Here is a 21,336-nt window from a genome sequence, read left to right on the forward strand (position 1 = left end):
CTAAATTTTACAAGTGAATACAACTTTATCAATTAACGGAAAATCTTATACAGTTGATGTGCAGGATGATATGCCTTTATTATGGGCAATTAGAGATATTATAGGTTTAACAGGAACTAAATTTGGCTGCGGTGTTGCACAATGCGGGGCTTGTTCTATTCTAATAAATGGCATCTTAACAAAATCGTGCAGTATGCCAGTTTCTTATGGTGTTGGAAAAGAGATGTTTACAATAGAAGGGGCCTCAGAAAATCTAGAATTCTTGCGCGAAGCCTGGAATGTTGGGAATGTACCACAATGTGGCTATTGTCAATCCGGGCAATTAATTGCAGCTACCGCTTTATTAGATAAAAATGAAAGTCCGACTGATGAAGATATTGATACTGCGATGAGTGGTAACATTTGTAGATGCGGAACCTATACAAGAATTAAAAAAGCAATTCATAAAGCTGTTGCACTTAAAAACGAAACCATATGAGCAAAATACAGCAAATAAATCGTAGAGATTTTGTAAAATTATTTGGATTGGCTTCGGGTGGCATACTTTTAGGCTGCAATGTGTCTTCTGATACAAAAGAATTTATTCCGCAAGTAGAGGGGATTTTTACCCCGAACTTATTTGTACAAATACAGAAAGACGGTAACATTATTTTATTGGCTTCACGTTCAGAAATGGGGCAAGGAATTAGGACTTCTTTGGCTTCTGCAATTGCTGATGAATTAGAGGCTGACTGGAAATATATCACGGTAAAACAAGCAACAGGAAATGCTAAATATGGTAATCAGAATACAGATGGTTCGAGAAGTGTAAGAACTTTATTAGAACCAATGCGTAAAATGGGTGCAACAGCAAAAATGATGTTGATTACTGCTGCTGCAAAAAAATGGAATATTGCTGAAACAGATTGTAAGGCAGAAAATCATTTTATAATTAATAAAAATACCAATGATAAAATTTTCTTTGGTGATTTGGTTGATGAGGCAGCGAAGGTTAAAATTCCATCAGAAGAAAGTCTTACACTTAAAAAAGTTGAAGATTTTAAATATATTGGTAAAACCTTAAAAAGTGTAGATTTAAAAGATTTTACACACGGCACTGCAACCTATGGAATAGATGTTCGAATTCCGAACATGAAATTTGCCGCCATTGCAAGATGTCCGGTGACTTTCGGTTCCGTAAAAAGTGTTGATGATACGAGTACAAAAAAAGTAGCTGGCGTAGAAAATATAATTCAATTAGATAGAATCGTGCCGCCGATTGGTCAGTTTTTTGGTGCTTTGGGAGGTGTGGCTGTTATTGCAAATAACACGTGGTCTGCATTTCAAGGAAAGTTAGGCTTGGATATTGAATGGGATTATGGCGAAAATGAATCTTTTGATTCAGCAGAGTTTCAAGAGAAATTAACAAGAAGAGTTCATGAAAAAGGAAAGTTAGTTCCTGGAAGTAGCGGAAATGTTTTCGCTGCTTTTAAGGACAGTGAAAATACGATAGAAGCTGCGTATACAGTTCCGTTTTTGGTGCATGCTCCTATGGAAGTGCCAAATGCAACTGCTTGGTTTAAAGAAGATGAAATTGAGGTTTGGGCACCAGTTCAAGATCCGCAAACGGCAAGAGCAGAATTGGCACACTTTTTTGAAATTCCTATAGAAAAAATAACCATTAATGTTACTTTTTTAGGTGGAGGTTTTGGGCGTAAATCTAAATCTGATTTTGTAGTGGAAGCGGTTGCTTTGTCAAAAAAGATCAAGGCCCCAATTCAAGTGGTTTGGACTCGTGAAGATGATATTAAACAAAGTTTTTATCATGCTACAAGTGCACAGTATTTAAAAGGTTCTTTAAGTGCTGATGGTAAAGTTACAGGTTGGTTACAGCGTGTGGCAGTTCCGTCAATTACCTCTAGTTTTAAACCTTTATCAGATTATGCCTCTGGTTTTGAGCTTGGGCAAGGTTTTACAAATAATCCATATAAATTAGACAATTTTAGATTAGAGAACGCCAAAGCAGAATCGCATTTAAGAATTGGTTGGTTGCGGTCAGTAGTTCATATTCATAGCGGATTTGGTAATAATTCTTTTGTAGATGAATTAGCAAATGCAGCTAATATAGATCCTGTTCAATTTCATTTAAATTTAATAGGAAAAGATCGAATTATTCAAGGAAAATCTGATTATCCATATAGTACAAAAAGAATGAAAGATGTGTTGAAAAACACAGCTAAAATGTCTAATTGGGGTCTAGAATTGCCTGTAAATCATGGAATGGGAATTGCTATTCATTATAGTTTTTATAGTTATGTAGCAACTGTTGTTGAGGTTTCTGTAAAAAATGGAAACGTAAAAATTGAAAATATTTGGACCACTATAGATTGTGGTTTGGCTCTGAATAAAGACAATATAAAAAATCAATTAGAAGGTGCTGCAATTTTTGGAATGTCTATAGCTTTGTTTGGGAAAATTTCCACAAAAAACGGAGCAGTAGAACAAAATAATTTCTTTGATTATCAAATGACAAGAATGAAAGATACACCAAAAATTCATATTGATATTATGGATAAAATGCACGAACCACCAACGGGAGTCGGTGAGCCAGGCGTTCCTGTAATGGCTCCCGCAATTTGTAATGCTATTTTTAACGCTAGTGGCAAACGTTATAGAACTTTGCCTTTGGTAGATGAAGGGTTGGTTTAAACTATAGTAAGTATGAGCATCGATAATCAGATACTTTAGTAATACAAAATAAAAAATCCTACTTTAAAGTAGGATTTTTTATTTTTTTTCTAAAACTTATACTCACTTAATGGTTTCGGGAAATCCTCAGGATTTGCCGCCAAATGATATCTTGGGTCATCAATGTCTTCTTCAATAATATCTGTAAAAATCGGACTCGCTTTATAAAGTAAAACTTTACAGTCTTCACTTAAATGTTTTAGTGTAATTTTTTTACTAGCGGCTTGGTATTTTTCAACCAAAGCAAAGATAGCTTCAATAGCAGAATGGTCGGAAACACGAGCTTCTATAAAATCAATCTCTACCTCATTTGGATCATTCTTAATATCAAATTTTTCGTTAAAAGTAGCAATACTTCCGAAAAACAAAGGTCCCCAAATCTCATATACTTTTGTCCCATCTTCTTTAAAACGTTTTCTAGCTCTAATTTTTCTGGCGCTTTCCCAAGCAAAAACAAGTGCAGAAACAATAACACCTGCGATTACGGCAATTGCTAAATCAAAAATTACGGTTAAGGCAGAAACTAAAATCAAAACAAAAACATCCGATTTTGGTATTTTATTAATAATTCTAAAACTTGACCAAGCAAACGTGCCAATAACTACCATAAACATTACTCCCACTAAAGCGGCAATAGGCACTTGTTCTATATAAGAAGAAGCAAAAAGAATAAACATTAGTAAGAAAACTGAGGCAGTAATTCCAGATAACCGGCCTCGGCCGCCACCTTTTATGTTAATGATAGATTGTCCAATCATTGCGCAACCACCCATTCCACCAAATAAACCAGTAATTATATTTGCCCCACCTTGAGCAACACATTCTCTGTTTGTGTTACCTCTGGTTTCCGTTAAGTCGTCAATTAAATTTAAAGTCATTAATGATTCTATTAATCCAATAGCTGCTAGGATTAAAGCATAAGGGAAAATGAATTTTAAAGTTTCAAAATTCATTGGTATGTTCTTGAAAGTTTCAAAAACAGGAACGGGAAATCCACCCTTTAAACCTTCGCCACCGCCATCTTTAATAAAAGAACCAACAGTAGCAACATCTAAGTTAGAAAAAATTACAATTCCGGAAACTACTAATATAGCAATTAGAGCCTCAGGTAATTTTTTAGTAGCTTTTATTTTTGGTAAGCCCCACATAATTAGCATTGTTAAACTAACTAAACCAATCATATACAACAAACCATTCCCTTCTAGCCAGACTTTTTCGTCGTTAATAGTTTGTTTAAACATTCCTAATTGTGATAAGAAAATAACAATCGCTAAACCATTTACAAAGCCCATCATTACAGAATGAGGTATTAATCTTACAAATTTACCTAGTTTTAAAACACCGGCTAAGACCTGAATGGTTCCCATTAGTATTACGGTTAAAAAAAGATAATATAATCCTAAATTTTCATCAGCATTTCCCATTGCATTACCCTCTGCTACTAGAGAAACCATGACAACGGCTAAAGCACCTGTTGCCCCAGAGATCATACCTGGTCTTCCGCCAAAAAGAGAAGTTATTAAGCCCACCATAAAGGCAGCGTAAAGTCCTACGAGTGGATCTACACCAGCTACAAATGCAAATGCAACCGCTTCGGGCACTAAAGCTAGTGCAACCGTAATTCCAGATAGAATATCATTTCTTACATTGGTTACGCGTTTTGTTATAAATTTGGTCATATTGAATTACTTTTTTTAAGTCGGCAAAGATAATAGGATTTTCCAAAAAACTACATTTCTTTGAAAGTATCGTATACTAACTTAATATTTTCAAAGGTATTTTTTAAAGCAGTTTCAATTTCAGAATTATTTTTAAATCCAACCCAACTTATCCCTTCTTCTAATTGGGGCACTAATTCTTTATTATAGTCAGATTGCATTAAAAACCAATGTGTTTTTTTTAATTTAATTCCGTTTTGATAATAAATATGATAGGTGGTAATTAATTTTTTAACGATTTCTAAATTAAAAACTCCGCATTCTTCTTCAACCTCTCTTATAGCAGCACTTTCAATACTTTCACCTTTTTCAATCCAGCCTTTTGGAAGATCCCAAATATTATTTCTGTATATAAATAATACTTCTTTTTTAGGATTTAAAACCAGTCCTCCTGAAGCAGTAATAACGTCCAGGTTTTGCGAAAATAATGCCCAACCTTTCTCTAAATCAGGAGTGTATAGGTTAACTCCATTAATCTCATTGTTCTTTAATTTTTCTATAATTTCAACTACTACAATATTTTTAAGAATGTATAAAGGGAAATTATTTGTTTTTTTTGAAGAAGATGTGATAATTATTGGGGTATCATTTACAAAAACTTTATACATTTGCGATATGATTTTAAACAAAGATACAGCAAAAAAAACATCTGAACTTTTATTGCAGATTAATGCCATAAAATTAAGTCCTAACAAACCATTTCATTGGGCTTCTGGATGGAATTCTCCCATTTATTGCGACAATCGAATAACATTGTCATATCCTCCAGTTCGTATTTTTTTAAAAGAAGAAATTGCTAAAATTACTGAATTAGAATATGGTAAACCAGATGTGATTGCAGGTGTTGCAACAGGTGCCATAGCAATTGGTATATTAGTGGCCCAGGAATTGGGTGTGCCTTTTGTGTATGTTAGACCAGAGCCAAAAAAGCATGGTAGAAAAAACCAAATAGAAGGGCATTTAGAAAGTGGTCAAAACGTTGTGGTTATTGAAGATTTAATTAGCACTGGGAACAGTAGTTTAAATGCGGTAGCAGCTTTAAAAGAAGCTGGCGCTGTTGTAAAAGGTATGGTTGCTATTTTTTCTTATGGATTTGATGTTGCTGCTGAAAACTTTAAAGAAAAAAACGTAAGTTTAACAACTTTAAGTAATTACGATAATTTGTTAGAACAAGCTTTAGATAGTAATTATATTTCTGAAAAAGAATTGTTTACATTGCGAGAGTGGAGAGCAAACCCGAGTAAGTGGAACCAATAAACATAAGAATATGAATATTAATGGAAATAAAGTAGTAGTTAATAAATCTCAAAAAGGAACATTTGAGTTTTTATCAGATTTAAAAAACTTTGAACAGTTAATGCCTGAATCTATCCAGAAATTTGAAGTTGATGGAGATTCTTTTATATTTGGATTAAAAGGAATGCCAGAAATTAGATTGGTATTAAAAGAGAAAACGGAATACTCTAATATTACTTTAGGTGCAGCAAGTAGTAAACTTAATTTTGAATTAGTTGCAGATATTACTAAGATTGATGACACTTCTTCTGAAGTTCAGTTAGAATTTAATGGCAAATTTAACGCGATGATGGCTATGATGGTAAAAAGACCATTGACTAGTTTTATAGAAACGTTAACAAATAACTTAGAGGGTTTAAGCTAATGAAACTTCTTTAATTCCAAATTCTTTTACGTTTTCATCTTCTAACTCAATTTGAAGGTTTCCCAAAGAAGAAATTCCAATAATTTTACCCATAAATAAAACATCCCTGCTATCTTTAAACATAGTTGGGATATTTTTTTTATACAAGACATTTAAGTAATCAGTTTCTAAATTTGTGTATTTTTTTAATGAGATCAGTTGAATTTTCTCTTTTATTTTATCCACAACCTCTATTAACAAGGCGTCTAAATCATATAATTTATTTGTGGTATTTCGTAAAGAAGTTACATTTTTTAATGAAGTAGGAAAGTTTTGTTGATTTACATTTAATCCAATTCCGATTATAGAGTTGTTAATCTTTTTGCCTTTAATTATATTTTCTATCAGAATACCACAAATTTTTCTGTTTGCTGACAAAATGTCGTTTGGCCATTTAATGGATAAATCTTTAACTTTGTGCATTGAAAGTGCCTCAAAAACAGCTAAACTAACTGCGAAATTTAAAAACTTATGATGGTTAATGTTTAAATCAATATTACAGAAATAAACACTGAAGGTAAGGTTTTTAAGCGGTTCGGAGACCCAGCTGTTTTCTTGTTGACCGCGTCCTTTTTTCTGCTCTTTTGCAACCACAACAGTACCGTTTTCTATGGCAGTACTTTGTGCTAATTCTTTTAAAAAAGAATTTGTAGAGTCAATGGCATTAAGTTTGATTATTTTCAAGTGTTAAATAAAGTATAAACTAGTTCAATATTACATAAAATACTCGCAAAAAAATAATAACTTTGCGTTTAAATAGAAAAAAAATTAATGGCAAAAAAGCAAGTAAGCACAGATGATTTAATCTCTGTCATTATTAAAGGTATGGATGATGTTAAAGGAGAAAACATCCAATTACTTGACTTAAGAGAAATAGAAAATACAGTTTGTGATTATTTTATAATCTGTTCGGGTAATTCAAATACACAGGTAAATGCAATTTCTGGCTCTATTCAGAAAGTAGTTAGTAAACAATTAAAAGATAAACCTTGGCATATTGAAGGACAAGGTAATTCAGAATGGATTTTAATGGATTATGTAAATGTAGTTGTGCACATTTTTCAAAAACATGTAAGAGACTTTTATGATATTGAAAGTCTTTGGGGTGATGCAAAAATTACCGAAATAAATCCAGTTTAATCCTATTGATTTTATAACATATGAGTGATTCAAATAAAGAAAAAAAATCTAATATACCTAAATTTAAGTTTAGTTCATATTGGATTTATGGTGCAATTTTCATAGCATTAATAGCAGTACAGTTTTTTAACAGTGGAGATCTAGCTTCTAAAAGTATTTCTAAAAATAGATTTGAAGAAATTTTAAAAGATAATGACATCAAAGAAATTGTTGTTGTAAATAAGGATATAGCTCAAATTTATTTAACTAAAGAGGCATTAAAGAAAGATAAACACGCGAAGCAAACATCTTCAAGTTTTTACAGACCAGGTTCACCAGTTTATGAATATAATTTTGGAGATTTAAGAACTTTTGAGGAAAATGTAGCTCTTCTTAAAAAGGATAGAAATTTAATCGTTGATATAGATAATAAAGAAAAAACTAGTATTCTAGACGCTATATTTAGTTTTTTACCCTTTATAATTTTAATAGCCGTTTGGTTGTTCTTTATGAAAAGAATGTCTGGTGGTGGCAGCGGTTCTGGTGGTGGTGGTCAAATTTTTAGTATCGGAAAATCGAAGGCTAAATTATTTGATCAAGATACAAAAGTAAAAACAACGTTTGAAAATGTTGCAGGTTTAGAAGGGGCAAAAGAAGAAGTTCAAGAAATTGTAGATTTTTTAAAGCATCCTGAAAAATATACATCTTTAGGAGGTAAAATTCCAAAGGGAGCATTATTAGTAGGGCCCCCAGGAACAGGTAAAACCTTATTGGCAAAAGCAGTTGCAGGGGAAGCGGGCGTACCTTTCTTTTCTTTATCAGGTTCAGATTTTGTAGAAATGTTTGTTGGAGTAGGAGCTTCTCGTGTACGTGATTTATTTAAACAAGCTGCACAAAAATCACCTTCAATTATTTTTATTGATGAAATTGATGCGATCGGTAGAGCTCGAGGAAAAAGTAATATGACTGGTGGGAATGATGAACGTGAAAATACATTGAATCAGTTGCTAACAGAAATGGATGGTTTTGGCACAGATACAAATGTAATTGTAATAGCTGCGACCAATAGAGCTGATGTTCTAGATAGCGCTTTAATGAGAGCAGGCCGTTTTGATAGACAAATCTATGTAGATTTGCCTAATATTAATGAGCGTAAAGAAATTTTTGAGGTTCATATAAAACCTCTAAAATTAGCAGATGATGTTAAAATTGAATTTCTAGCACAACAAACTCCTGGTTTTTCGGGTGCAGATATTGCAAATATGTGTAATGAATCTGCTTTAATCGCCGCCAGAAATGGTAAAAAATCTATTCATCATCAAGACTTTTTGGACGCTGTGGATAGAATAGTTGGTGGTTTAGAAAAGAAAAATAAAGTAATTACACCAAAAGAGAAAAAAGTAATAGCTTTTCATGAAGCAGGACATGCTACTGTTAGTTGGATGTTGGAGCATGCTTCACCATTAGTAAAAGTTACTATTGTACCTAGAGGACAATCTTTAGGAGCTGCATGGTATTTACCAGCTGAAAGATTGATTGTTCAAACTGAGCAAATGTTAGATGAAATGTGCGCCACTTTAGGGGGTAGAGCGGCAGAAAAAATTATTTTTAATAAGATTTCAACGGGCGCTTTAAGTGATTTAGAAAAAGTAACAAAACAGGCTCGAGCGATGGTTACAGTTTATGGTTTAAATGAAGAGGTTGGTAATATTACTTATTATGATTCTTCAGGAAATGATGCTTTTGTAAAACCTTACAGTGAAGAAACAGGTCGTAAAATTGATAAAGAAATTTCTAAAATGATTGAAGCTCAATATGTAAGGGCGATAGATCTTTTAGATAAGAATAAAGAAAAGCTAACTATATTAGCAGAATTGTTATTAGAAAAGGAAGTTATTTTTAAGGATGATTTACAAGAAATTTTTGGTGAAAGACCTTTTGATGAGGAAATTGAAGAAGTGATAACCAAAGAAGAAGTAAAGACAACGACAGTAGATAAAATCTCTGGAGAATAATTTTATAAATGAATTTTTTTAAGAAACTTTTTAATATTCCCATAAGGGAAGATGAAGAAATACACAAACAAGAAGTAAATTTATCTCTTGATGATTTATTTGTGCACAATTTCACGAAAAAAGGTGGTAAGTTTTTATATTGTGAAAAAAAGCAAGAAGTTTTAGAAAACTTCAAGAAAATACTCACAGAAAATAGTTGGAAAGAAGTTTGTTTATTAGATGAAAATTTGTTTTCATTTCTTAAAAATCAGGATGCTAAAGCATTAAAAAATTTCAAAGAAGATACTCCAATTTTCACTTCTTGCGAGCATTTGATTGCGGATAATGGAGATATTTTATTTTCATCAAATCAATTAGGAGGTAAAAAATTAAAAGAATATCCAGATCAATTTATTGTTTACGCAACAACAAGTCAGTTAGTTAAAAATACAGGTCAAGCCTTAACAGGTATTAAAACTAATGCCACTAAAAGTTTACCAACAAACATTTCTGCAGTAAAGAATTATATTATCAATAAAAATGATGATAATTTTTTAAACTATGGAAACAGTAGCTCAAAAAACTTATATTTGCTCTTATTAGAAGACTTATAATATGCGCAACCTTTTAAAAAGGACTCTTTCCGGAATTATCTTTGTTTTAATATTTTTTTCGGCGATTTTATATTCTGAAAATTCTTATATAGCCTTAATAATTTTGTGTGGTTTTTTATGTATTTGGGAATTTATTAGAATGATAAAACTTAAAAGTTTCGTTCCGTATGTTCTATTTGCATTTGTATTATTTTTAATGATTAAAAGACGGGATAGTCATGCTATATCATTAGTGTTAATGATATCGATTCTATCTTCCGTTTTCTTGATATATCAACTATTTGCAAAGAAGGAAATTAGTTTTTTAAATGAGAGAGTAAAACTAGGTGTTACAATTAGATATGTAATATTCTCTGTGTGCTTTTTAGTGTTGCTTCCTTTTTATGAAAACAATTTTCATCCATATTTAATGATCAGTATTTTATCAATTATTTGGGTAAACGATTCTTTTGCATTTCTAGTTGGTAAAAATTTTGGAAAAAACAAGTTGTTTCCATCAGTATCACCTAAAAAAACAATTGAAGGTTTTTTTGGGGGGTTTATTTTTTCACTTTTAGCTGCTATGTTCATTAGTAAATTTAATTTAGATTTTTCTATGTTAAATTGGATGATTATAGGAGTTATCGTTTCAGTAATTGGAACTGTTGGTGATTTAGTGGAATCTAAATTTAAAAGACAGGCAAAGTTTAAAGATAGTGGAAGCATTATGCCAGGTCACGGAGGCATTTTAGATAGATTAGATAGTTTGTTGTTTGCTGCTCCGTTTGTATATTTGTATATTAACTTTATTATTTAAAAATGATTAAATTTCATAAGGAAGGATATAAAATTATTTCAATTACTTTTATTATTGCGATTGCAGCAATTTTATTAGCTGAAAATTTTATTAATATAACTTGGTTAGTAAAAACGATTCAAGTTATAATATTGGGTTTTGTAATTATCGTACTACAATTTTTTAGGAACCCTAAAAGAATCACTAATTTAAATGACACCCATATTATAGCACCAGTAGATGGAAAAGTTGTCGTTATTGAGGAAGTAGAAGAGACGGAGTATTTTAAAGATAAAAGATTACAAATATCAATTTTTATGTCTCCAATAAATGTTCATGTTACAAGATATGCGATGAGCGGGATTATAAAATACAGTAAATATCATCCAGGGAAATATTTAGTAGCATGGCACCCAAAAGCATCTACTGAAAATGAAAGAACCTCAGTAGTCATTGAAAATAAAATTTTTGGAGAAATTTTATATAGACAAATAGCTGGAGCTTTGGCAAAAAGAATTGTAAACTATGCTACAGAGGGTAATGCAGTAACGCAAGGAACGGATGCAGGTTTTATAAAATTCGGTTCTAGGGTTGATTTATATTTGCCTTTAGGAACAAAAGTTAATGTGAAATTAGGAGATAAAGTTAAAGGTGGTGTCCAAGTTGTCGCAGAAAAATAATATAGATTTAGATAAAGAGTATAAAGCTGCTTTTGATAAAATATCTAAGTTGAAAAAGGCTGTTGCTCCTGATGTTATGCTGAAATTTTATGCTTATTACAAGCAAGCAAATTTTGGTAATAAATTTTCATTTAATAGTGGATTAGATGTAAGAAGTGCATTTAAATTTAACGCTTGGATGCAATTAAATGGAATGCCTGTTGAGGATGCAAAAAAAGAATATATAAAATTGGCTAAAACAATTTAATTTTAAACAAAAGAATCATGAAAAAAATATTTATTATTTCATTTTTATTAGTAGGAACGGTGTTCCATTTTTCAGCATGTAAATCAGAGGAAAAAAAAGAGGCTGTAAAAGAAGAAAGTAAAGCAGTATCCAAAAAAAGTACAGCTGCTTTTTCGGTTGCAAATGCAAATAACGAAATCAATTTTACGGCTTATAAAACGACCGATAAAGTGCCCGTAGGAGGTCAGTTTAAAAAAGTTGATGTTCTTGCTGGAGGTGAAGGAAATAGTGTGAAAGAAGCAATTAATAATACTGAATTTTCAATTCCTGTAAGTAGTTTGTTTACGAAGGATGCGGGCAGAGATTATAAAATTAAAAAGTTCTTTTTTGGAATTATGGAAAATACAAAATTACTTTCTGGTAAATTGTCTTTAACTGATGTTACAAATGGAGTAGCAGAAATTAAAATGAATGGTATTACTCAAAAAGTACCTTTTACGTATACAATTATTGGTAAATCTTTTAATATGAAAGCGACAATGAATGTTACTAATTGGAATGCATCAGATGCTTTATCATTTTTAAATAAGGTTTGTATAGATTTGCATAGAGGTGCAGACGGTGTTTCTAAAACTTGGAGTGAAGTTGGTTTAAATATTACATCAACATTCTAAATAATTATAGATTATTCAACGCTTTTTTTAGTGTTTTAAATCGAAAAGAATATCCATTCTTTTCGATTTTTTTTGTTGAAATCCTACTTCCTTCTAAAAGAATTACAGCAAGTTCTCCAAATAAAATTTTCAGCATAAAGGCAGGGACACCAATACCTAAATACGGTCTTTTTATGCTTTTTGCTAACGTTTTAGAAAAAGTTATACTTGTTTGATGTTCTGGTGCAACCGCATTATAAATACCTATTAAATTAGCTTCTATGGATTGAATGTACATTTGGCATAGGTCATCAATATGAATCCAAGGAATATATTGTTTTCCTGAACCTAATGGGGATATTACTGGAGTCTTCATTTTTTCTAATGCTCCTCCTTTTGCGGCTAAAACAATCCCAGTTCTTAATATAGTTATTGGTATGTTTATTTTTGAAAATTTATGCGCGGCAGCTTCCCATTTTTGGCAAACCTCAGCTAAGAAATCACTACCAGATTTATCTGTTTCTTTAAAAATTGTTTTCGAAGTAATCGCTCCATAATAACCAATTCCTGAAGCAGAAATAAAACCCTTAAGTTCCAGTTTTAATGCATTAACTTTTTCAAAAAGTAAGTTTGCCGTTTTAACCCTGCTATCTATAATTACTTGTTTTCTTTTTTTTGTCCAACGTTCATCAGCAATTCCTGCTCCTGCTAAGTGAATAATAAAATCAATATTTTTAAATGCTTTTTCATCAATATAATTTTTAACAATATCCCATTTAAATTCATTTTCGTTTTTTGGGTTTCTGCTTAAAATTAAAACTTCATGATTTTTATCAATCAATAGTTGTGTTAGTCTTTTTCCTACTAAACCGGTACCTCCAGTAATTAAAATTCTTGCCATACTGTAAAAATAAAAAACCACACTCAAAATGAGCGCGGTTTATAATAGAAAATTTTTATAAGATTATTTAATCTCTTTCATCGCATTTGTAATTAATGTTTTAAGATGATTTTTATGTGCTTTTGTAGCTATATTTCCAGTTGTATTGCTCACCCAGTTTTGTATGTTTTTCAGGTTGTAAATAGCCATCGATTTAGCAGCTATTGGATATCTACCGCTTGATTTTCCTGAAATTATACTAATTAATCCCTTTGTGTAAGTTGCTTGTAAATTTTGACGGAAAGAATTAACGCTACCTTTAATATCACCTTTAAATATTGCATTGTTTAAGTCTGTCATGTAAGTCGATAATTTATATTCATTTCCATACAATTCAGAATTTGAAATTCTTTTTAAAGTGTTAGGGTGTGTAATGTGTGCCAAAACTCTTGTTTGGTAGCTTAACACTTGCTCATGTATTTTAGGGTCTTCTGGACCACCAAAGAAATTATAACCACGTCTTTGTTGGGCTAAATAATTATATAGATCAGCGGGAGCTTTAAAAGCATCAGGAGCAAAAACATATTTTTTTAAAGCATTCATTGCTCTTTTTTGATCTTCCAAACTTACTGGTGTATAAGGCATTGTTTCACCATTTTGACCAGGTTTTGTTCTATCAACATAAACACCACCAATAAATCTTGAAATCACACCTGCAGCAGTAGCAGATTGCCCGCTTAAAATATAATAAGCTTGTCTTAATTGCATGTAAGATTCACCAGAGTTACCAAAACGAGTTTTGATATCTTTCATCATATTATTTGATAATTGAATTCTATCAATAGAATATCCAATTTGGTCGTTAGATAAATCACCAATCATTACTCTTGGGTCAATTGCTTTTCCTGGAGAACGCATATCATCAGCATCATTACCAAAAATTAATGAAGGTTCTGTAGATCTGTCTAATAAAGTGTTTTTTTCTGAAGTCGATTTAAACGGTGTATACCCAAACTGAATTGCCCAAATATCGTAAGGACCAACTGCCATGTCATAATACTGACCTTGTTTGCTTCTGTCTAAAGTTAAATTGATGCCAGCATAATCCATTACAGATCCTGTTAAGGCTTTTCCTTTAATAAAATTCGCATCTGCTAATTGTTCAGGAGAAAATAATTGACTAGCCTTCATATTATGATTTAATCCTAATGTATGCCCAACTTCATGCATAATTAAAGATTTCATCCCTTGTTCTTTCATTCCTTCCATTTCTAAATCTGACGCTCCTGCAGCCGCTAAAACGGTTTGTCCAAATAACGTGTTTTCATGCATTAAATGTCCTTTAGAACAGAATAAATGATTGTTCTTGTTTTTGAAAAATTTTAGTTTTTCTTCTTCTGCAGTTGCAGCAGTAAAGTTTAAAGCTGCGGCATTATCAAAAACTCTATCATAGTAAACTCTATTGGTAAAATGCACATATTCTAACATAATATCTGCACCTAAAATTTCACCAGTTCTTGGGTTTACAAAACTCGGTCCGTACCCACCAAAAGGAGGGTTTGGAGAAGATGTCCAACGTAAAACATTGTAACGAACATCACCGGCATCCCAGTCTGCATCATCTGGCTGTATTTTTACAACCATTGCATTGTTGAATCCTGCTTTTTCGAAAGCTTTATTCCATGCTAAAACACCATCTTTAATTGTTTCTCTAAACTCCACAGGTGTTGTGTTTTCAATCCACCAAGTGATTGGTGTTACTGGCTCGGATATAGTCGCATCAGGATTTTTCTTCACTAATTTCCATCTGTGAATAAAATCTCTATAGTTTACAACATCAGTAGATGTCATATTATTAGTTTGTGTTAAGAAATATCCAACCCTTGGGTCATCCATTCTTGTCTCATAATCACTTTCTGGCATATTCATAAATGTATGAAATACCTTGATAGAAACATTTCTTCCGTCAGTTACTGCGCTACTGCCACCATTTAAAACAGCAGGATTGTTATATACATACTCAGTTTTAACATTGGTGTTTTCTGGGTAGTTTTTTATTTCCTCAATTTTAGATTTAGTTTTGTCAAACCTACCTAAGCTAAAAGCAAAAGGAGATTGTCCTGGAAATCTTGGACCTTTTATTCTTGTAAACGTTTCTGATAAGAATAAACCATCCGCAGCAATTAGATATTCGCCAGTTTTATCATCTGTAGCTAATATTTTACCTGCTGCAATTACTGCATCACTAATATTTGCACTTGAAGATTTAGAAATAGCATTCTTTTCATCAAAATAAAACGACGTATTTGGGGCAACAAATTCTAAACGATTAAAGTACTTTTTAATGTGAAAGACACTAGAACCTTGGTAAGCTCCTCTAAATTGACCAGCTTCTGTAACTCCGTCCGCAATTTGAGAGAAGTAAATAAAGTCATTATCTAATTGTTCTTTTTTTACTAATAAATGAGTGGCTCCCGTTATAGTATCTTGATAGATTGCGAATAAACCTTCAATTTTTTTACTACTCTTAGTTAGCTCTTTTATTGTTTTACCCTTCTTTTTTGGAGCCTTTTTCTTGGTAGCTATTTCAGTTTTTGCCTTTGTTTTCTTTTTCCAGAATTGTGCACTTGTGTCTTGAACACCAGCAATCGCTAATGTTAAGAATAACGAACAAAGAATTTTGAATGATTGCGAATTATTTGTTTTCATATTAGATTTAAATTAATTTAATGGAGTGTGAAATTACTTTTTGAAGGTTAATTTTACTGTTAATTTTATGATAAAATTATATAATCTGTAAAATAGATTACTTTTTGTTTTAAAAGCCCCATTATTTGATCTTTTTTTTAAAGATATTTAAATTATAGGTTGACATAATAGCAGCATATATTAAAGCTATGTTAATCTTTTTTAAGGCATTTAATAAAGCCGTATTTTTAGGGTGATGAAAAACAACACGAAAAGAAAAGGATTTATCTTTAAAACGTATGAGGCAGAAAATCAATCTCCGTTTGAGATGCTTTTTGAGATTTTTAAAGAATTAATTACACATACTTCTGGCGATTTTGAGGAAGCTATTGATTGGTTACGTTCTTTAGATAAAGAATATAAATTGACGGATGAAAATTACACTATTGACGATTTTATTGAAGATTTAAAGAAAAAAGGTTATATAAGAGAAGAAGTAAAAGCTGATGGAACAGGAGGTACAAAAATTACTCCAAAAACAGAACGCGCGATTCGTCAGCAAGCTTTAAATCACATTTTTGGTAAGATTAAAAGAAGTGGTTCTGGAAATCATAAAAGTAAATCTGCAGGAATTGGAGATGAACACACAGGAGACTTTAGAGCCTATCAATTTGGAGATGGATTAGATAAAGTTTCTATTACAGAAAGTATTAGAAATGCTCAAATTAACAATGGCATTGATAATTTTAATTTAACAGAAAACGATTTGGTTGTGGAAGACACACTTCATAAAAGCCAAATGAGCACCGTGTTAATGATTGATATTAGTCATTCTATGATTCTATATGGAGAGGATCGAATTACACCAGCTAAAAAAGTAGCGATGGCTTTGGCAGAATTAATTACCACTCGGTATCCAAAAGACACTCTAGATATCATTGTTTTTGGAAATGATGCTTGGTCTATAAAAATTAAAGATTTGCCTTATTTGCAAGTGGGTCCTTATCATACAAATACTGTTGCAGGTTTGCAATTAGCGATGGATTTATTGCGAAGAAAAAGAAATACAAACAAACAAATCTTTATGATTACCGATGGTAAGCCAAGTTGTTTACTCTTGCCAGATGGTCAATATTACAAAAACAGTAATGGTTTGGACAAGTATATTGTAAATAAGTGCTACGCAATGGCGCAGCAAGCCAGAAAATCACACATTCCGATTACTACTTTTATGATTGCCCAAGACCCATATTTAATGCAATTTGTAAAAGCGTTTACACAAGCAAATCAAGGAAAAGCATTTTACACAGGATTAAAAGGATTGGGAGAAATGATTTTTGAAGATTATGAAACGAATAGAAAAAAACGAATTAAAGGATAAATGAGAATACAAGATTTAAAAACATTAGGCGCATTAAAAGAAAGAGGTTATAAGTCTAAATCGATTAAAGATGAGTTAAGAGAAAACCTTATTAGTAAAATAATGAGCAAAGAGAATGTCTTTACGGGGGTTCATGGTTATGAGAACACCGTAATTCCAGAGTTGGAAAGAGCAATTCTAAGCAGACATAATATTAATTTATTAGGTTTACGAGGACAAGCAAAAACCCGTTTAGCAAGATTGATGGTAAATTTATTGGATGAATATATTCCTGTCGTTGAAGGTTCTGAAATTAATGATGATCCTTTGAATCCTATTTCGAGATTTGCAGTTGAAACTATTAGGGAAAAAGGTGATAAAACCCCTATTTTTTGGTTGCATAGAAATGATCGTTTTGCAGAAAAATTAGCGACGCCAGATGTGACTGTTGCTGATATTATAGGTGATGTAGATCCCATAAAAGCAGCTAACTTAAAATTAAGTTATGCAGATGATCGGGTTATTCATTACGGAATGATTCCTAGAGCAAACCGTTGTATTTTTGTGATTAATGAATTACCAGATTTGCAGGCGAGAATTCAAGTTGCATTGTTTAATATTTTACAAGAAGGAGATATTCAAATTAGAGGATTTAAATTACGTTTGCCATTAGATATTCAATTTGTATTTACAGCAAACCCTGAAGATTATACAAATAGAGGAAGTATTGTAACACCTTTAAAGGATAGAATTGGCTCACAGATTTTAACCCATTATCCGGAGGATATAGAAACAGCAAAAACGATTACGCAACAAGAAGCGAATAAAAATAATTCTCAGAAGGAATTTATTCAAGTTCCAGAATTAGCAAAAGATTTGTTAGAACAAATAGTTTTTGAAGCGAGAGAAAGTGAATATATAGATGCAAAAAGTGGAGTAAGTGCGCGTTTAAGTATTACTGCTTTCGAAAACTTGTTAAGCACAGCAGAAAGAAGGGCTTTAATTTCTGGTGATGAAAAAACCATGATTCGTTTAAGTGATTTTGATGGAATAATTCCGGCAATTACCGGTAAAGTAGAATTGGTCTATGAAGGAGAGCAAGAAGGAGCTGAGGTAGTTGCCGAAAAATTGATTAAAAATGCCATTAAAACATTATTTCCAACCTATTTTCCTGAAATTAAAAAGTTAGAAAAGCAAGAGACTGAAACACCTTATGATGACATTATTTCGTGGTTTTTTAATGCTGATGATGATTTCGAGTTATTAGATGAATTTACAGAGTTACAATACAAAAATGAGTTAGATAAGGTACAACCTTTAGATGATTTCTTAGTGAAATACCAACCTAATATGAATACCGCTGATGCTTATTTTGTAAAAGAGTTTATTCTTTGGGCCTTAGCAGAATTTAAAAAGCTAAGTAAATTTAGATTTGCAGAAGGAACTCAATTTAAAGATCCTTATGGTAATTTCATAGCTGGATTGTAGTTACTTACCAATTGCTTCGAGATTTAATATACTTATCACAAAACCGAATTATTTCTATAATTCGGTTTTTTTAGAAAGTTTATTTTTTATTAAATCTTTCAATAAAAACTCCTGTATTCTATATTTTGCAAGAATTTGACAGTTATTAAAAGCAATTTTATGTTTTAATATTCTTCTTGTTAATTATATTGTCATTTCTTGTGTAGGAAATGATTGGAAAATAAATTGAATAAGAAGTTACAAAATGGGATATTACCTTATGATTTTATTTGGAAAAACCACCACACTTTCATGATTATTTTCTCCAACTGCAGCAACTCCAAAAAAGAAATTATCAATTACAATTCCTTCTAAAGTAAATTCGGTAGTTTCTACATACCTGGAATTATCCCAAGTAGGAGAAGTTGTATCTCTCCAATAAATTTTATAACCTTTAGCACCATCAACTTTATTCCACTTTAATTTTGCTGAAGCTTGCACAATTCCGCCAATTGCGACCTCTTTAGGACTTGGTGGAGCAGAAGCTAAACCAGCCATTGTGATAGAGTTAACGCTAGTTAATTTTTTGGCATATTCAAAATTTACGTGCTCAAAAGTATCTCCATATTTAATCCCATTTTCAACTCTAATATCCTGATGCTGCTGCGTATAATTTTCATGAGCTTCCATAATTCTAATTCCTGGAAAACCCAAATCATTAAAGGGTCTGTGATGCCCTCCTCTTCCAAATCTATCCAATCTATAAATCATCATCGGATTCATTTCTGGCATATATGTTTTTGTCATTTTATGAGTATATCTTGCCAGTTGACGAGAAATTCCATCAACTTCACCACCATAAAAACGACGCATTTTTCTTTGTTTTTCTGTTTCATTTGCCGGGACCGGTTCAGAAAAAATTCGAAAAGCACGATTGTCTATAACACCATCTACACCCGTAATATTTCCAATCATATCATTATTTAAGATTCCGATAATTTCCCATCCTTTTTCCTTCGCATATTTTGCCAAACCTGCTCCGCCAAAAAGTCCTTGTTCTTCACCAGAAAGGCCAACATAAATAATACTATTTTCAAATTTATAGTTACTTAAAACTCTGGCAGCTTCCATGGTTCCTGCCATTCCTGAAGCATTATCATTTGCACCTGGAGCATCTGTTTTAAAATCCATAGTATCACTTGCTCGAGAATCAATATCGCCACTCATAATAACGTATCTATTTGGGTATTTTGTTCCTTTTTGAATGGCTACAACATTAACAATCCAAGCATCATGAGGAACTCTTCTATTACCTTTTTTTGTGACAAAATCCTTTTGATAGAATACATCAATACAATTATCACAACTTTTAGAAATAGTTTCAAATTCAGATTTTATCCATCTTCTGGCAGCGCCAATTCCATGGGTAGTAGAAGTGGTATCGGAAAACGTATTTCTTGTTCCAAATTCCGTTAATGTTTTTATATCTGCTTTAATTCTATCAGCGGAAACATCATTTATAATATCATATATTTTTACATCTGTTTGCGCAGAAATAGATACTATGGTGAATAAGAAAGCTAGTTTGATTATTTTCATTATGTTTTTAATTAAAAGATGAAAAGTGATACTTATATGGTCATCATTTTCCTTAATTTGTCGTTCTAAAATAAAATTTAAATAACGAATTTTTAAGTATGTAATGTCCTTGTATTTGGCATAATTTTTTTTGAATTATTGATAGTAATTCAAATGTTTTCTTAAATAATAATTTGAATAATTTCTATATAAGTAACTCTAGAACTTTTTATTTATCAGTTTTCAATGTAATACTTTTATTAAAGGGAATTTTTAATTGATATAAAATATCTTGATCTTTAGTTCCGTCTAACAAATCCAATCCAAACTTTACTTTTTTAGGATCATCGTATGTTAATGTTCCAAAAATTCTATCCCATATAGAAAAGATATTTCCAAAGTTAGAGTCTGTCCAAGGTAATTCAAAATGATGATGGAATTTATGCATATTTGGAGTTACAAAAACAAAACTTATAACTTTATCAAGTGTCTTGGGTAGATAAATGTTTGCATGCGTAAAATAGCCAAAAAATACCGTTGCCATTCTATAAAAAAGATAATATGCTAAAGGAATTCCGAAAATTACAATAACAATTAATGCGAAGATTTCTCTAAAAGCATAATCTCCTGGATGGTGTCTTGTTGCACTTGTTGCATCTACTGTTGTATCTGAATGATGAATCATATGAAAACGCCACATGAAAGGTATTTTATGTAATAAATAATGCACTACATATTGTGCGGAAAAATCTAATACTGCGATGGCGATTAGTAACTCTGTCCAAATTGGCAAGTCTATTATGTTTAAAACACCAAATTGATTTGCAGATAGCCAAATAAAAACACCCACAGATAGAATTCCGAAAATTAAATTCAGGCTTACATCCATGGATAAAAAAAACATATTTACTGCTGCATGCTTCAATTTTTTATAATCAAATTTTACTAAAGGAATTATTAATTCTACAATCCAATTAGCAGAAATACAGATAAAAATCCATACTAATTTTTGCCAAGAAGGCATGGTTTCAAAAAAGTTTAAAAAGTTTTCCATTTAAAATTTATAATTAAAGGATTGTAAGATAATAAATTAAAAGGATTTTAAAGTGAACAAACAAACCACAATTTGGTCTGGATTTAAAAACTTCTATATTTTAC

Annotated in this window: 20 protein-coding genes; 13 read left to right on the forward strand and 7 right to left on the reverse strand. The window is 31.5% G+C overall.

Annotation, left to right across the window (positions count from 1 at the left end; translation table 11 throughout):
• The first annotated feature begins 13 nt into the window (after positions 1-13).
• Both ATE90_RS02950 and ATE90_RS02955 read left to right on the forward strand, forming a co-directional pair.
• Positions 14-478: a (2Fe-2S)-binding protein gene (locus ATE90_RS02950; RefSeq protein WP_036783746.1), complete on the forward strand. Its 465-nt coding sequence runs from the start codon at positions 14-16 to the stop codon at positions 476-478.
• On the forward strand, positions 475-2,688 hold the full coding sequence (locus tag ATE90_RS02955) for a xanthine dehydrogenase family protein molybdopterin-binding subunit (protein WP_036783748.1): 2,214 nt from the start codon (positions 475-477) through the stop codon (positions 2,686-2,688). Before ATE90_RS02950 ends, ATE90_RS02955 begins: the two co-directional genes overlap by 4 nt.
• Positions 2,689-2,777: 89 nt before the next feature.
• Here ATE90_RS02955 and ATE90_RS02960 read toward each other — a convergent pair whose 3' ends face one another.
• Both ATE90_RS02960 and ATE90_RS02965 read right to left on the reverse strand, forming a co-directional pair.
• Entirely contained in the window at positions 2,778-4,406 is a 1,629-nt protein-coding gene (locus ATE90_RS02960) for a SulP family inorganic anion transporter (protein ID WP_036783751.1), read from the reverse strand.
• A gap of 50 nt (positions 4,407-4,456) precedes the next feature.
• Positions 4,457-5,053: an NUDIX hydrolase gene (locus tag ATE90_RS02965; RefSeq protein ID WP_036783754.1), complete on the reverse strand. Its 597-nt coding sequence runs from the start codon at positions 5,051-5,053 to the stop codon at positions 4,457-4,459.
• 7 nt (positions 5,054-5,060) lie between these two features.
• On the opposite strand from ATE90_RS02965, the gene pyrE reads away from it, so the two are divergent.
• Positions 5,061-5,702, forward strand: a complete 642-nt coding sequence (pyrE, locus tag ATE90_RS02970) for an orotate phosphoribosyltransferase (protein ID WP_036788043.1) — start codon at positions 5,061-5,063, stop codon at positions 5,700-5,702.
• Between the two features lie 10 nt (positions 5,703-5,712).
• Positions 5,713-6,105: a hypothetical protein gene (locus tag ATE90_RS02975; protein ID WP_036783758.1), complete on the forward strand. Its 393-nt coding sequence runs from the start codon at positions 5,713-5,715 to the stop codon at positions 6,103-6,105.
• Here ATE90_RS02975 and ATE90_RS02980 read toward each other — a convergent pair.
• Complete coding sequence (locus ATE90_RS02980; protein WP_036783760.1) at positions 6,097-6,828, reverse strand: biotin--[acetyl-CoA-carboxylase] ligase; 732 nt, start codon at positions 6,826-6,828, stop codon at positions 6,097-6,099. The two genes, ATE90_RS02975 and ATE90_RS02980, sit on opposite strands and share 9 nt — an antisense overlap.
• Positions 6,829-6,915: 87 nt before the next feature.
• Between ATE90_RS02980 and rsfS the strand changes: the two genes are divergently transcribed.
• From rsfS to ATE90_RS03015, 7 genes are read left to right on the forward strand one after another with little or no spacing between them, the layout of a single operon-like run.
• The gene (gene rsfS, locus ATE90_RS02985) at positions 6,916-7,284 is read left to right on the forward strand and encodes a ribosome silencing factor (protein WP_036783763.1); all 369 of its coding nucleotides are present in this window, start codon (positions 6,916-6,918) and stop codon (positions 7,282-7,284) included.
• A 20-nt stretch (positions 7,285-7,304) separates the two neighbouring features.
• Entirely contained in the window at positions 7,305-9,278 is a 1,974-nt protein-coding gene (gene ftsH, locus ATE90_RS02990; protein ID WP_101450769.1) for an ATP-dependent zinc metalloprotease FtsH, read from the forward strand.
• An 8-nt stretch (positions 9,279-9,286) separates the two neighbouring features.
• Complete coding sequence (locus ATE90_RS02995) at positions 9,287-9,871, forward strand: LUD domain-containing protein (protein ID WP_036783769.1); 585 nt, start codon at positions 9,287-9,289, stop codon at positions 9,869-9,871.
• Between the two features lies 1 nt (position 9,872).
• Positions 9,873-10,667, forward strand: a complete 795-nt coding sequence (locus tag ATE90_RS03000; protein WP_101450771.1) for a phosphatidate cytidylyltransferase — start codon at positions 9,873-9,875, stop codon at positions 10,665-10,667.
• A 2-nt stretch (positions 10,668-10,669) separates the two neighbouring features.
• A complete protein-coding gene (locus tag ATE90_RS03005; protein ID WP_036783774.1) occupies positions 10,670-11,326 on the forward strand; it encodes a phosphatidylserine decarboxylase family protein in 657 nt (218 codons plus the stop codon).
• Positions 11,310-11,573, forward strand: a complete 264-nt coding sequence (locus ATE90_RS03010) for an acyl-CoA-binding protein (RefSeq protein ID WP_101450773.1) — start codon at positions 11,310-11,312, stop codon at positions 11,571-11,573. Before ATE90_RS03005 ends, ATE90_RS03010 begins: the two co-directional genes overlap by 17 nt.
• Positions 11,574-11,590: 17 nt before the next feature.
• On the forward strand, positions 11,591-12,226 hold the full coding sequence (locus ATE90_RS03015; protein WP_101450775.1) for a YceI family protein: 636 nt from the start codon (positions 11,591-11,593) through the stop codon (positions 12,224-12,226).
• A 4-nt stretch (positions 12,227-12,230) separates the two neighbouring features.
• Here the strand turns inward: ATE90_RS03015 and ATE90_RS03020 are convergent, their stop codons facing one another.
• Positions 12,231-13,106, reverse strand: a complete 876-nt coding sequence (locus ATE90_RS03020) for a TIGR01777 family oxidoreductase (RefSeq protein ID WP_036783779.1) — start codon at positions 13,104-13,106, stop codon at positions 12,231-12,233.
• A gap of 63 nt (positions 13,107-13,169) precedes the next feature.
• Positions 13,170-15,794, reverse strand: coding sequence for a zinc-dependent metalloprotease (locus tag ATE90_RS03025; RefSeq protein WP_036783782.1), 2,625 nt, complete (start codon positions 15,792-15,794; stop codon positions 13,170-13,172).
• A gap of 235 nt (positions 15,795-16,029) precedes the next feature.
• Here ATE90_RS03025 and ATE90_RS03030 point away from each other — a divergent pair, with 235 nt between their 5' ends.
• A complete protein-coding gene (locus ATE90_RS03030; protein WP_036783786.1) occupies positions 16,030-17,154 on the forward strand; it encodes a vWA domain-containing protein in 1,125 nt (374 codons plus the stop codon).
• The gene (locus tag ATE90_RS03035) at positions 17,155-18,621 is read left to right on the forward strand and encodes a sigma 54-interacting transcriptional regulator (RefSeq protein ID WP_036783788.1); all 1,467 of its coding nucleotides are present in this window, start codon (positions 17,155-17,157) and stop codon (positions 18,619-18,621) included. It abuts the gene before it with no gap.
• A 252-nt stretch (positions 18,622-18,873) separates the two neighbouring features.
• On the opposite strand, the gene ATE90_RS03040 is transcribed toward ATE90_RS03035, so the two are convergent.
• Together ATE90_RS03040 and ATE90_RS03045 are read right to left on the reverse strand one after the other, a co-directional pair.
• Entirely contained in the window at positions 18,874-20,199 is a 1,326-nt protein-coding gene (locus ATE90_RS03040; RefSeq protein WP_036783791.1) for a M28 family peptidase, read from the reverse strand.
• Positions 20,200-20,407: 208 nt separating this feature from the next.
• A complete protein-coding gene (locus ATE90_RS03045) occupies positions 20,408-21,232 on the reverse strand; it encodes a sterol desaturase family protein (protein WP_101450777.1) in 825 nt (274 codons plus the stop codon).
• Between the last annotated feature and the right edge of the window lie 104 nt (positions 21,233-21,336).

Origin of the sequence: Polaribacter sp. Hel1_33_96, from assembly GCF_002846595.1 — a bacterium.
GTDB lineage: Bacteria > Bacteroidota > Bacteroidia > Flavobacteriales > Flavobacteriaceae > Polaribacter.

Coding starts and splice junctions, on each gene's coding strand:
- pyrE (WP_036788043.1), top strand. CDS start 5,061: ATGATTTTAAACAAAGATACAGCAAAAAAAACATCTGAACTTTTATTG.
- ATE90_RS02975 (WP_036783758.1), top strand. CDS start 5,713: ATGAATATTAATGGAAATAAAGTAGTAGTTAATAAATCTCAAAAAGGA.
- ATE90_RS03030 (WP_036783786.1), top strand. CDS start 16,030: ATGAAAAACAACACGAAAAGAAAAGGATTTATCTTTAAAACGTATGAG.
- ATE90_RS02955 (WP_036783748.1), top strand. CDS start 475: ATGAGCAAAATACAGCAAATAAATCGTAGAGATTTTGTAAAATTATTT.
- ATE90_RS03020 (WP_036783779.1), bottom strand. CDS start 13,106: ATGGCAAGAATTTTAATTACTGGAGGTACCGGTTTAGTAGGAAAAAGA.
- rsfS (WP_036783763.1), top strand. CDS start 6,916: ATGGCAAAAAAGCAAGTAAGCACAGATGATTTAATCTCTGTCATTATT.
- ATE90_RS02965 (WP_036783754.1), bottom strand. CDS start 5,053: ATGTATAAAGTTTTTGTAAATGATACCCCAATAATTATCACATCTTCT.
- ATE90_RS03040 (WP_036783791.1), bottom strand. CDS start 20,199: ATGAAAATAATCAAACTAGCTTTCTTATTCACCATAGTATCTATTTCT.
- ATE90_RS03035 (WP_036783788.1), top strand. CDS start 17,155: ATGAGAATACAAGATTTAAAAACATTAGGCGCATTAAAAGAAAGAGGT.
- ATE90_RS03045 (WP_101450777.1), bottom strand. CDS start 21,232: ATGGAAAACTTTTTAAACTTTTTTGAAACCATGCCTTCTTGGCAAAAA.
- ATE90_RS03015 (WP_101450775.1), top strand. CDS start 11,591: ATGAAAAAAATATTTATTATTTCATTTTTATTAGTAGGAACGGTGTTC.
- ATE90_RS02960 (WP_036783751.1), bottom strand. CDS start 4,406: ATGACCAAATTTATAACAAAACGCGTAACCAATGTAAGAAATGATATT.
- ATE90_RS03025 (WP_036783782.1), bottom strand. CDS start 15,794: ATGAAAACAAATAATTCGCAATCATTCAAAATTCTTTGTTCGTTATTC.
- ATE90_RS02995 (WP_036783769.1), top strand. CDS start 9,287: ATGAATTTTTTTAAGAAACTTTTTAATATTCCCATAAGGGAAGATGAA.
- ftsH (WP_101450769.1), top strand. CDS start 7,305: ATGAGTGATTCAAATAAAGAAAAAAAATCTAATATACCTAAATTTAAG.
- ATE90_RS03005 (WP_036783774.1), top strand. CDS start 10,670: ATGATTAAATTTCATAAGGAAGGATATAAAATTATTTCAATTACTTTT.
- ATE90_RS03000 (WP_101450771.1), top strand. CDS start 9,873: ATGCGCAACCTTTTAAAAAGGACTCTTTCCGGAATTATCTTTGTTTTA.